Origin of the sequence: Flavobacterium sp. KMS, from assembly GCF_000813005.1 — a bacterium.
Taxonomy (GTDB): domain Bacteria; phylum Bacteroidota; class Bacteroidia; order Flavobacteriales; family Flavobacteriaceae; genus Flavobacterium.
In genome coordinates, this window is sequence record NZ_JSYP01000014.1 from 136969 (window position 1) to 150797 (window position 13829).

Sequence of the window (13829 nt, forward strand, 5' to 3'; positions counted from 1 at the left end):
AGTTAGTAAGTTCAGAAATGATTTAGGGTATAAATAACAATATATTACCATCTAATTATAGAAAAAGGAAATATATTTGTAACTATTATCTTTACTAAAAACAGTAGAATCATGCGTTTTATTTATCTATCCTTACTTATCCTTTTTATTCATACCGGAAATGCTCAAAAACAATTTGTTCACGATGATATTACTTATAAAGATGCATTGGTTAAGGCTAAACAAGAAAACAAACCTGTTTTTATTATGCTTTATGCTACTTGGTGCCCGCATTGTAATGCAATGAAAAATAGCACTTTTCAGGATGCTACGGTAATGGCTTTTTTAAAGGATAATTATATTTGTGTCTGGAAAGATATTGATAAAGAAGAAGGTCTTGCTCTAAAAACGAAGTTTGACACTAAATCACTACCTAGTTTTTTGATTGTTGATGCTAATGAAACTGTTTTATATAATTTGAAAGGTGAAATAAAAACTCCTGAATTTTTAAACGAAATTAAAAATGCCTTAAATCCAAAAATGCAATTGCCTTATTTGGAGTCTGTTTTTATGGCTGATCCAAGTAATGCTAATAAATGTTTGGCTTATTTAAATACGTTAAGAAAAGGCCGTGAAAGAGTCGATTTATCTAAAGCTACTCATACTTATCTTGCCACACAATCAGACGCTCAATTGCTTACCGAAATGAACTGGCGTATTATTGCAAATGGTGTGAGTGATATACAATCGCATGAATTTCAATATGTATTACAACACCAAAAAGAGTTCGGAACTGTTGCTTCTGCTGATCGTGTAGAGAAAAAAATAATTAATATCGTTACCGAATTGCTTCGTCCTTATACTGAAAGCCTGGATACTATTAATTACTACAAACAGAGGGAAATTGCTAAGACGATTAAGCTTCAAAAAACTGATTCTCTTATTTTTTCTTATGATTTAACCATTGCTGAAAGAAGTACTAATTGGGGATATTATAAGAAAACAACTTTAGATGGAACTCAAAAATATGTGTGGAATACTCCGAGTATCTTAAAAGAAATCGGTGAAGTATACTTAAAAAACATTACTGATGTTGAAAGTCTTAAAAAATCAATAGAATGGGTAAAACGCTCGTTAGAACTAAATGATTCTTATGATGGTAATTTACTGTTATCCCGCCTTTATATTAAAATTAAAGACAAAAAATCGGCTTTGGTATATGCTAAGAAAGCAAAAGCTATTTGCAAGGAAATGGATTGGGACTCTAAAGATGCCGATGCTTTACTAGCAGAACTTAAATAAAACCACAAATAATACAACTCAATATGTCTGTTACACTTCGACAAGCCACCTCTGAGGATTTAGAAAAAATTCTTGATATTGTTAACTATTCTATTTTACATACTACGGCTAATTATAGCTATGAAATTCAGACTATTGATGTTCAGCAAAAATGGTTTGAAGATAAGAATGCTAAAAACCTGCCCGTTATTGTAGCTGAGCTAGACGGTGAAGTTATTGGTTTTGGTAGTTATGGTCCGTTTAGAGAAAAAATTGGCTATCAATACACCGTAGAGCATTCTGTGTACGTTACAGAAAACACAATTGGCAAAGGTATTGGTTCTAAATTATTGACTGAATTAATTCGGCTTGCTAAGGAACAGGGATATCACGTTATGATTGGTGCAATTGATGCTGACAATGCAGGAAGTATTACTTTTCATGAGAAGTTCGGATTTGTAGCAACTGGAACTATTCGTGAAGTTGGGTATAAATTTGACCATTGGCTGGATTTGGTTTTCATGCAATTGATTCTTAAATAGAAATCTATTGGAACAAAACTACACTATCGAAAAAGGTTTTCTTGAGGTCAGTAAACTTCATAAAATATATTATGAGGTTTGCGGAAATACAAATGGAGTTCCATACCTATTTGTTCACGGAGGGCCTGGTGCTGGTTTTTCTGAAAATGATAAACGTTTCTTTGATTTTAAAAAACATAAAGTGATTTTTTTTGACCAAAGGGGCTCTTCTAAAAGTGAACCTTTTGGCTGTATAGAAGAAAATAACACTCAACATTTAATCGATGATATCAATACACTTTTAAATCATCTGAATATTGATAAAATCAACATTTTTGGCGGTTCTTGGGGAACAACTTTAAGTCTTGTATATACCATTAAGAATCCTCAAAAAACTAAAAGTCTATTGCTTAGAGCTATTTTTCTGGGAGACAAAAAATCAATTGACCATTTTACTAATGGCGGTATCAAAGATAAGTACCCAAAAGAATGGAATCGGTTTGAAAATAATGTCCCCGTAAACTCTAGACAAAAAATATCTGAATATTATCTATCACAGATGTTAAACGGAACAGCCGAAAACAAAGAATTCTATTGTTACGAATGGGCATTCTACGAAATATCTATTTTTAAACAAGAATTATCAGATAAGGAAATTGATGCTATTGTAAAACAAATTCCTTATCATTCTCTTTCAATATTAGAAGCACACTATCTTGGTAATAATTGTTTTATTGAAGAAGACTATATTACTAAAAATGTGGATAAACTAGATAGCATACCAATAACTATAATTCATGGAGAAAACGATGTAATTTGCCCAATTGAATATGCTCAGGAACTACATGAAAAATTAAATAATTCTGTCTTATATATTGAAAATGCAGGGCATTCTGACACCGAACCTGCAATTGAAAATAGAATTATTACATTTTTAAACAACTAAAAATTGCTAGATAGAATTTCTAAACTTTGCGTGCTTTGCGTATCCCGAAGCGCAATATCATTAAGTTAAGCTCTTTTTTAGCCAGTCATGGTTAATTGTATTCTCGACAAAGATTGTCTATAAGGGAACGCGGATGACACAGATTCGCTAAAGCGAAAACACAGATAAAAACGGATTTTCTCTCGTCCTGACACTCAATGTCATTAAGTTAAGAAATTTCAGATTGAAGGTATGGTGTTTGTAAATAGTAAGATTGTCGATTTTTCTGAGGTTTCATTCATCTGAAATCAATCCCGACGCTTCGAGACGTTAATCAAAAATCATCAATCATTTTTCTCTATTTTCCCTTAACTTAATAACATTTAACGTCGGGATTGTGATCTTTGCGGTTAATTTTCTGTCACCAATTTTCACTAATTCATTTATTTAAAAAAGTTTGTTTGAATTAGCATCAAACTGTTCAATTAGGTCCTATTTTTTACATTATTGATGTTATATACTGCTTTAATATGTTTTTTTATTCTTGAATTCTTTATAATCAATTTTTCATAGAGTTTAAAAGCTTGAAGTTCTTTGTTTGACAAATCATCTTTGCAGGACCAGTTCCAGAGCCTGTCTCTATAGACTAAATGTTCATTGACCATATATTTTTCGTGATCTACTATTGGTTTTATAATAATACTCATCTTACTACATTTATATTTTTATCTCTGAAGAATCAATCATTAAATACAATTTTAAAAGTTGCTCCTTCACCTACTTTACTACTTACACTTACTTGCCCTTTCATGGCTTCGATTTGATTTTTTGCAATATATAAACCTAATCCTTGTCCGTCTTTATGTCTATGAAATGTTTTATACATTCCAAATAATAAATCTCCATATTTATCCAGATCAATTCCTAAACCGTTATCGGCTATGGTCAGCGTTTTTTTTTCGTTTTCTATAAAGAAGTTTAATTTAATTATCGGAAAACGATTGGGGTGTGCATATCTAATTGCATTTGTAAAAAAATTCAACAACACACTTTCTAAATAGGCCGGATTAAAATTAACAACAGTTCCTACGGGAATATTGTTTTCTATAGCTACTTTGTTTTTATGATTATATCCATTAATTAAAGACAAAACTTTCATGAAATAAAAATTTATATCTAATGGCTTAACCACTATGTTTAGGTTATTCTGAATATTAACTATCTGAGACAAATCGGTTAATGTCTCGTTTAGGTCATTAGAAACTGTTCGAAGATTCATTAAAGTTTCGATATCGTTTTTATTTCCTTTTAATTCATTAATATCCAAAAGCAATTTAATATTACTTATATGGGTGTTTAAATTATGTGAAACGATATATGAAAAATTCAACAAACGATGTTTTTGCTTGCGGTATAATTCTATCTTATTTTTTAATTCTAATTCTTTCTCTTTTTGGGAAGAGATATCAATATGAGTTCCTATAACTCTTAATGGTCTCCCGTTTATATCCCGTTCTATAACTTTACCTTTGTCCAGAATCCATTTATACTCTCCATCTGAAGTTATTATTCGATGGTAATTTTCGTAAAAGGGTATTTTCTTATCAAAGTGTTTTTGAATGGTTGCATAATATTTTTCTAAATCATCTGGATGGACTATTTTATCCCAACGTTGTGAATTATCAAAAGTATCTGTCAATTTTAAGTCGAGTATTTTCATTGATTGCGACGAATAAAAAACGGTATTTGTTCTTATATCCCAGTCCCAAACTCCTATGGAGGACGCTTCTAATGCAAATTGAAAATGCTCTTCTGATAGTTTAAATTTTGCTTTTTGTTTTCTTAAAGCAATTGCTTTGGGGATTCTTTTAGATAAAAACTTATCTATAAATAGGTATATAGCTTTTAGCTTATCAAGCTTTATTTTATATAAATTAGTATTTCTGTATTTAACTTTATCAAAGAGTAACGGCATACTTGTTTTTTACTTTATTATAACCCCTTTTATGCAACTATATTTAGATAGAACTTTAATTCGGCTCTCATTTCTGATTTAACTTTGGTTGGATCAAATAATAGTATATCCTCTATTTTTTCAAGTTTTGATTTCATTTCTTCATTTAGTGTCGAAACTATTAATGGAACTCCTCTTCTATGTATTTGCATTAAATCTATTAACTCTTTATCCGAATAAACCACAAATAACATTACGGCATATTCTTCTACTTCTCCATCGAAGTTTTTAAAATTTTTATATACATCGAATGCAAAATGTTCTTTGAATTCATATTTTAAGAATCTCGAAAAACATTTCTGACTATCATATACCAATCCTCTTTTTTTCTTCATCGTTTCCTTATAATTTAGCTCTGAGCAAAACCCAAAACTGTTATTATATTCTTATAGTATTGATTTGTATCCTTACTTATCAATACAAATTGAGAAACAAAAACTGTTCAAAATCATTTATTGAACAATTTTTGTTTTATAATCTAATCTTATTGCTGGGCTTAATTAATATATAAATACCCGCTTTTTTCAATTCTTGATTCTGTATTTGTTTTATAACGCAGAATATAAAAATACGTTCCAGCTGGTACGATATCTCCATTTTTAACCGTTGATCTTCCTTCAGATATACCACGGAATACATTATTGTTTAATCCGTATCCATTAGCTTCATAAATCTTTACTCCCCAGCGATTATAAATCTCTACGGTATTGTCTGGATAATGCTGCAGCCCTTCTATTTTAAAATAATCATTTAATCCATCTCCATTGGCAGAAACTGCATTATAGATCACTACACCTGTAGGAACAACTGCTGCTTCTGCACGGTTATTATCTGGATTAGGATCTGTAGGTGTTGAATTCTTTAAATAAGCTACATTAAGATAATCTCCTGTTTCCAGTACTTTTGCTGTTAGCGTTAATGTTTCGGTTGTTCCCGCAGCTAAAACTGGAAGATTCCAAACACCATTGGCACTATTATAATTGCCTGAAGTAGTTGTTGCCATTACGTAACTATACCCCGATGGTAACATTTCGTCAATGCTTACGTTTTTAAAATCACCTGTTCCAATATTGGTTGTTGTTATTGTAAATATTACGTTTCCTCCAATTGTTGGTGTTGGATTGTTTACCACTTTTCCTATTACTATATCTGAACAAACCGCTATTGTTACTGGAAAATGTATCGTAACAATCGGATTACAATTAGAAACATTGATAAACTCTACTCCGATTGAACCATTTCCTGCTGCTGTCCATGTAACAGTCACGAAATCATCATTTAATTGTCCTCCTGCCTTAATTACACCTCCTGTAACAATCCAATTATAATCGGACATCGCTGCTGTTGTTTTGTAGGTTACCTCATCGCCAATACATGCTGTAGTATTCCAACCAATGGTTTCTCCTGGTAAATCGGTTTTAATAATTGCTGTTACAGCTAAACGCACTACGTTTTCACAAGCTCCAACTCTTAACGAACCATAATAAATTGCTCCATGATTTAATGCTCTTTTAGTCGAAATTATATTTCCTGCAATTGGTGCATCATACCAAATAACGTTGCTTTCATTAGTAACCAAATCTCCAACTGTAGCTTTTTCATTTAAACAGAATTCTTGGTTAGCATCTCCTGTTGGTGTTCTTGCATCATTAATTATTGCCGTTACGGCTAAACGTGTGGCACTTTCACACGTTCCAACGGTTAAGGATCCGTAATAAATAGTTCCATTTATTAATGCTGTTCCTGTCGGAATTATATTCCCTGCAATTGGAGCATCATACCAAATGACATTGTTTTCATTAGTAACTAAATATGAAACTGTAGCGTTAGATGCTAAACAAAATCCCTGAGTAGCATCTCCAGTTGGAGGTACTGTTTCGTTAACAGTTACCATCACTGCCATACCTGTATTCGCTTCACATGCATTATCACCTTTAACTGTTACATAATAAATTTTATCAGCTGTTAATACAGGTGTAGTAAAACTAACTCCAACGCCTAAAACATCTGTCAAAGCTGCATCTCTATACCAAGTAAATACTGGATTGATAACTGTAGAACTACTTGCTGTTAATACTGCTGTTTCTCCTACACAAATTTTCTGGTTTTCTATTTTATCTATCACTCCTTCAGGATTTACCTTAATAGTAAATACAACTGGAATACCTGTGCAGCCAGCAGCTGTAGGTATTACTGTAATTGTAGCAATTTCTGTAGAATCACTAGTATTAATCGCTGTAAAATCAGGTATATTTCCTGTACCAACAGCAGCTAAACCAATTCTAGGATTATCATTTGTCCAACTATAAGTAGTTCCTGCTATATTACTATCAAAAATAATTTCTGAAACTATATTATTGGTACAAACCTCTTTACCAGTTGGTTTAGTCAAGATTATATCTGGATTTACAGTAATGGTAAATGTAAAAGACCCCGTTCCGCAAACAGTCCCAATTGGATGGACCGTTACTGTTGCTGTTACTGGCTTTGTTCCACTATTAATTGCTTTAAAAGAGGGTATATTAGGGCTTGAAATCCAATTATCTTCTAAACCAATACTCCAATCATCAACGCTCCACACATATAAAGTCCCGGGATCATTACTATCAAAATTAATATCTGGAAAAATACATTGGTTGCCTGAGATCTGTGGAACTGGTGGCGTTACCACCAAAGCAGGATAAATTGTTGCCGTTACTGCAAGACGAATTTCGCTTTCACAAAGTGGGTAAACATGTGAAGCTGCGTAATAAGTTGTTCCATTAACCAAAGGAGTATTCGGCGCAACAAACCTACCAAACTCTGGGCTATCATACCATTCAACATTAATTCCCGATACTACTAAATCGGAAACTGTAGCTGCTTCACAAAAGGATTGATTGGCATCTCCAATAGGTGTGTCAGGATGTGGATTTACAATAATTGTAAACGGTTTAGCGGTACCCGGCAAATTTTCACAAACACCATCTCCTTTTACAGTTATATAATAAGTTGTTGTTACAAGAGGTTCTAACCATATTGGCGAGGTACCTATTGGGTTTGTTAGCGCTTCATCATCATACCAAGTAAAAATAGGATTGCTTATTGTTGTGTAAGGTGGCAACGTAATACCTATACCCGGGCATATCGTCTGGTCAAGAATACTAATATCAGCAGCAACTGCTAATCGCTTTATTGTAACTGTTACAGCTAATCTAGAGATACTAGCACAAATACCCGATTGTAATTCCCCATAATAAGTTCTTCCATTTATTAAAGATGTATTATTAGGTATTGCAATACCTCCTGTTGCCGTAGTAAACCAAATAACTCCTGTTTCATTGGTTACAAGATTGGCTATCGTAGCTGCTCCACAAAAAGATTGTACTACATCTCCCGTTGGTATTTCAGGTGTTGGGTTTACTGTTATTACAATCTCTTTGGCAGTATTAGGTGCATTTTCGCAAACTCCATCACCTTGCACAGTAACATAATATGTTGTTGTAATAGTTGGAGTAACGCCATAATTTTCGCCTGTAGCAATTACATCTGTCAAGGCAGCATCACTATACCAAGTAAATATTGGATTAGCAACGCTGGATAAAACAAGCATATCAGCCCCCATTCCTTCGCAAATTGTCTGACTAAGTCCTGTAATATCGGCTGCAGTGGCTCTTCTCTTAACTTTTACCTCTATCTTATCTGTCACAACACAGCCGGAACGTGTGAGAACTCTCACTGAATATTCTCCAGATTGAGGATTATCAAGTATCAAAGTATTAAAAGTTTTAGTAGTTCCATCTGGCAGCCTCCATTCGGCACTAGTTATCGGACCTATTGATTTAACAGATAAATTCAATGTATCTGTATCACATAAAACATTGGTTCCCGTAATAACATGCCCTAAATTACTAACATAATCCATTTTAAAAGAAGCTTCCAATGCTGTTGGATAACAAGCCGTTTCTACTTTTACCATATAATCACCTGCGGTAAGATTAAGAAAATCAGAGAAACTTTGTCCTACTACAGGATAATCGGTATCTGTAGACTTTTTTAAGTAATACATTGGCGATGTTGCATTTTTCACCACAACACTTAGTGTCCCCGTTGTAGATCCAGTACAAATTACTCCTCCTGATCCATTCATGTCAAACACAGGAAATTCTGATTTTACATCAAGTTCCCAAGGTCCTCCATACACATTTGTTGGAGTATAATAATCGACCAGGTTTATTTTATAAAGTCCTGTAATGTCACCTCGAAAAGCTGCTGTTACAGTTTCGCGGAAAGACATTGGCCAACTATAACTACTATCTACTATTGCATTAGTTTCAGTATAACCTGCTGGACCATCAATTACTTTAAAACCTATTTGGGGAACATTGAACATAGATTCAAAACTCGTACTGGGATAAGGTCTTAATAATCCCTGATTACTAATTTTATAATTAAATGTTTTTATATAACGATCACAAGATACAGGATCTGGTGTAATGGTTGAAGTAACCGAAATACTATCTATTACTCTATCTAACGTAGTTGTAAAAGTCCTGTCATAACATCCTGTTGCCGAAGTAATATGAACAGAATAATTGCCCACTTCCAGATTATCACTAATCAATGTACCACTATAGCTCATCGTGTTAACCGTTTTCTCTAGATAAAAGCCATTGGGCCCTGTAACTGCTATAGTATAAGGCATTGGCATATAATAATCTAATTTAATACCAAGCTGACTCTTACCAAAGTTTTTAAAATCGGCCATACTAGCCAATTCAAGCGGTAATTCATCTTGATTATAGTAACGAAAATTAGCTGGATCTATAAACACTTCTGTTCTTGAATTCATGTTTATCCATTGCCCTCTTGTTACGTTTACAAAAGAAAGTCTGTTTAATTCACTTCCATTAATATCTGTAAGTTTAAAAGTATAAGTATTTCCTATCGCTAACTGTGCTTCAAAATCATTTTGGTTTGCTGCCGTTATAGTGTATTGTTTTGGAGGTACTACTCCATTTTTTTCAGTAATAGTTAAAGTAAGTGGATCACAAAAACCCGAAAGTAATGATAATCTTGATAATGTAACTAAACCTGTTGGGGTACAAAGCGTACTTGCTTTATCATCGGCTAAGTAAAATGTTAATCCCGCATTTGCGATAAGCTTAGGCAAAAATTCATTTTTACGAGATGGCAGATTATAAATAGTCGATTTTTCTATTCCGCAAATAGAGACCCACAAAGTCATAGATTTCCACGCATTTATATCCAATGGCAAAGGTTGCTTATAAGCTATAAGCTCATTATAAGTCATATAAGGCGTTTTTACACCATCATATTCTACAGCATACATTCTTGTCATTCCTGGTACTTGCGAAATAGGAAACACATCATTACCTGTAATTACAGGAATCCCACCAGAATAACTAAAATCATAATAAGCATCAGTAACAGGGTCACATATTGTTCCTGCACCACCATGAGCAACTTTAACATTATTATCCCAATACCAGTATGTAGGCGTAGTAACAGTAAAATTATAAACAATATTTGGGGCAATAACATAAGGACTATTACTGTTTACAATTGTCCCGCAATTGTCTTTTACTCTTATTTTATAAGTGCCAGCAGGCATACCTTGAAAATTATAACTACTATATGAAATTTCTTCTCTTACTATTACATCATTAGTATCTAATATTGTTATTGTATAAGGAACAGCACCTCCATTGGGAACAACTGTTAATCTTGCCCCAGGATTTGTATCCGTAGCACAATAAGCCAATCGGTTAGAATAAATATTATTTATTGTTAATGTCCTTCCTGATCCATAATCTGGCACAATAACCTCTTTGGTTATTGGAGTCGATGCATTGTTGTCATCATATACTCCTACAGTATAAGTACCCGGTGCCAAATTTAAAAAAACAGGATCATCTTGTGGAGTACCAATTACTGATCGGGTTACTTTATAATCTACCAGTTCATATTGTACTCTCCCAACTGCATTAGTCGCCGTTACTGTAATCGAACCATCGTTTACACAAAAGGCTGGTGTACTCACTGTCGTAAAATCAAGCACTTGAGCTCCTCCTACTAATGGCAGAAAACCCAAAAGCAATATTAGTAATTTTATATTCTTCATATTTTTATATTGTAATTCTTTGAACTAAATAATTTCTATTTACCCATATTTATAATAAACTCACTACGCCTATTGGCTAGATGTTGCTCTTCTGTACACGATACGCCATCATTACAACCATTTATCAATTGTGATTCTCCATATCCTTTTGCCGTTAGTCGGCTTTTATCAATCCCATTTTTAATCATGTATTTCATCGTAGCCTGCGCTCTTTTTTCTGATAGTTTTTGGTTGTAAGCTATACTTGCGCGGCTGTCTGTATGAGAACGAATATCAACTTTCATTGTCGGGTATTCATTCATAACAGCTATAATCTTGGCTAAATCATGCTCTGCAATTGGATTAATATCCGATTTATCCAATTCGAAATGAATATTAGAGATCCCAAAAACTTTTGCTAAATCATCTCCTGTAGTAATTGTTTTTACTTTTTTACTTAAAGCAAAATCTTGTTGTGTTTTTCCTGTAATTTGAGAAGTCGTAACATTAACTTCTTTTGTTTCGTAGTCTTTCTGTAAAACACGTACATAATAATTTTCTTCGCATACAACTTCATGAGTATATGCTCCGTTATCATTGGAATAAACCTCTTTTAATAAATTAAATTTCGAGTCGAATAATTGTACTTGTACATTAGCCAAAGGCGTCCCTGCAACATCATCGGTAATAATACCTACAAGTTCTTGGTCACAATTATAGGTTAAGGGAAGTTTCTCTTTTAGTTTGAAGATATCATCATAACCAATAGTTTCTTCTCTATTTGTCGAAAAAAAACCATGTTTGGATTGCGAATTAATCCAAAAAGCAAAATCATCATTACTGCTATTTACTGGTGCCCCAATATTAAATACTCTTTGGTAGGTATTGTTTTTTTCTAATGGGGATACAAAAATATCCAGTCCGCCTAATCCAGGATGTCCATTTGAAGCAAAATACAATTCATTTGCCTCTGAAATAAAAGGGAATGTTTCTTTTCCTTCAGTATTAATTTTATCTCCTAAATTTTCTGGGGTTCCAAAACTTCCATCAGCATTAATCGATACTTTAAATATATCTGAATCCCCTTTGGTTTCGGGCATATTCGAAGCAAAGTAAAGTGTTTTCTCATCTGGACTAAGCGCCGGATGTGCTACACTATATTCATTGGAGTTAAAAGGCAATTCGACAATATTTGTCCATTTATTATCTTTTAAAACTGCTCTGTATATTTTTAAAAGAATCGTTTTGTCTTTGCTTTTTTGATTCTTCCCGTCCAAGAAATTATTTCGGGTAAAATACATCGTTTTCCCATCTTTGGTAAATACTGGAGTTGACTCGTTTACATGAGTGGTTATTACTTCCGAAAATCGTTTCGGAGTACTTAGATTTCCATTATCATCTACAATTGAAGTATATAAATTGGTAAACGATTGATTTGTCCATTTATCTCTGCGCTTTACAAATCCCATTGTATCTCTTGCCGAAGTAAAAACCAGTTGATTACCTAAAAAACTAGTTCCATAATCAGAATATTCCGAGTTGATTCCTGCATTCTCTACAGTATATCTCCCTGAGTTTTTCTTAATCACTTCCAGATAGTCCTTTTGCTTATTATACAATTGAGCTCTGCTATCCTGACCCGATTTCAGGCTGAATTGATCCAGTATTGCATCAGCTTCTTTATAATCTCCAATCGCTTTTAAACTTTGTGCATAACGATAGTAATACTCTGTTGGTATGGTTTCTTTTAAATCAAAAAGTGCTGTGTACCATTTTTCGGCTTTGGCCAATTCACCATTGAAATAATATGCATTTCCTAGTTTCTGAAATAAGTCCGTCGATTTATATCCTTTCCCGGCTATATTTTCGTAAACCTTTATAGCATCGATATAAGCAAATTGATCATAGTTTTTATCTGCTGTTTTAACTTCTCTCTTTTGAGCAAAAGCAATACTGATACTGAACAGAAATATAAATAGTAATTTTAGTTTCATATGTAGTTCTATTTTGTAATAAATTGGATCTTAAAAGAATCGAGGAGAAACGATTCTGGTATAATTTTTAAAAAGCTCAAACCGTAGAAAAATCTCATGTGAACCTGAGTTGTAATTTGCCAACCTGGTTGTTTCGGCATCATAAGCATAGCCAATCAACAAACCATCAGATACCTGAAAACCTACCATTGCACTTAAAGCTGCGCTCCAGCGATAAGCAACTCCGGCAGTGAATTTATCATCGAATAAAAAATTAGCCGATATATCTACTTGTAAAGGAGCTCCATCAACCATTTTTGTCAATAAGGAGGGTTTGAATTTTAAATTGTAGTCTAAATCGAAAACATATCCTGCCATTAAATAATAGTTTATGCGCTCTTTGGCAACATAACTATAGGCACTTTTATCAAAATAACTATTCTCTAATATTTTTGGAATCGATAATCCAACATAAAATTTATCTGAGTGTAAATAAACTCCTGCTCCAATATTTGGAGAAAACTTATTATTGATATTATCTTGAAAATTAGGATCTAAAGGATCATAAATATTTAGTTTGGTGTAATCGACATTAAGTAAACCTGCCGTAGCTTTTAACCCAAAAGATAATTTATAGTTAACCGAAGTATTAATTGTATAAGAGAAATCGGCCGCAATATCATTCTCTGTCATTGGTCCTATCTGATCATTGATAACCGATATTCCTAAACCAACATTACTATTGTTAATAGGCGTATTAAAAGATATGACATTGGTAAGCGGAGCGCCATCTAACCCAACCCACTGATTCCTATGCAAACCAAAAATACTCATTACGCCACGTGAACCCGCATAAGCAGGATTTATACTTGTTGTATTGTACATGTATTGTGTGTATTGCGAATCTTGCTGCGCCCAAGCAGCACTATATACCAATAGTGCTACTAGTATTAGCCTTATTCTTTTATTTCCCATTACTAAATAATTTAGAATGCAAAATGACACAAACTTTTTGACACAATATGTTTAAAAA

General features: G+C 33.2%; 8 protein-coding genes. 3 read left to right on the plus strand and 5 right to left on the minus strand.

Annotated features, from left to right (window positions below; all coding sequences use genetic code 11):
* The first annotated feature begins 111 nt into the window (after positions 1-111).
* From OA93_RS15230 to pip, 3 genes are read left to right on the plus strand one after another with little or no spacing between them, the layout of a single operon-like run.
* On the plus strand, positions 112-1281 hold the full coding sequence (locus OA93_RS15230; RefSeq protein WP_039114240.1) for a thioredoxin family protein: 1170 nt from the start codon (positions 112-114) through the stop codon (positions 1279-1281).
* A gap of 23 nt (positions 1282-1304) precedes the next feature.
* A complete protein-coding gene (locus tag OA93_RS15235) occupies positions 1305-1802 on the plus strand; it encodes a GNAT family N-acetyltransferase (protein WP_039114241.1) in 498 nt (165 codons plus the stop codon).
* A gap of 7 nt (positions 1803-1809) precedes the next feature.
* Positions 1810-2727, plus strand: coding sequence for a prolyl aminopeptidase (pip, locus tag OA93_RS15240; protein WP_039114242.1), 918 nt, complete (start codon positions 1810-1812; stop codon positions 2725-2727).
* 718 nt (positions 2728-3445) lie between these two features.
* Here the strand turns inward: pip and OA93_RS15250 are convergent.
* From OA93_RS15250 to OA93_RS15270, 5 genes are all read right to left on the minus strand, one after another.
* On the minus strand, positions 3446-4681 hold the full coding sequence (locus OA93_RS15250; RefSeq protein WP_052259465.1) for a PAS domain-containing sensor histidine kinase: 1236 nt from the start codon (positions 4679-4681) through the stop codon (positions 3446-3448).
* A 29-nt stretch (positions 4682-4710) separates the two neighbouring features.
* Positions 4711-5055 carry a hypothetical protein gene (locus OA93_RS15255; RefSeq protein ID WP_039114244.1) on the minus strand — a complete coding sequence of 115 codons (345 nt, stop codon included), beginning with the start codon at positions 5053-5055 and terminating at the stop codon, positions 4711-4713.
* A 161-nt stretch (positions 5056-5216) separates the two neighbouring features.
* The gene (locus OA93_RS15260) at positions 5217-10844 is read right to left on the minus strand and encodes a gliding motility-associated C-terminal domain-containing protein (RefSeq protein ID WP_039114245.1); all 5628 of its coding nucleotides are present in this window, start codon (positions 10842-10844) and stop codon (positions 5217-5219) included.
* Positions 10845-10879: 35 nt separating this feature from the next.
* Entirely contained in the window at positions 10880-12817 is a 1938-nt protein-coding gene (locus OA93_RS15265) for an OmpA family protein (RefSeq protein WP_039114246.1), read from the minus strand.
* Between the two features lie 30 nt (positions 12818-12847).
* Positions 12848-13771 (minus strand): type IX secretion system membrane protein PorP/SprF, encoded by a 924-nt coding sequence (locus OA93_RS15270; RefSeq protein WP_039114247.1) that lies wholly within the window; start codon positions 13769-13771, stop codon positions 12848-12850.
* Positions 13772-13829: the final 58 nt, after the last annotated feature.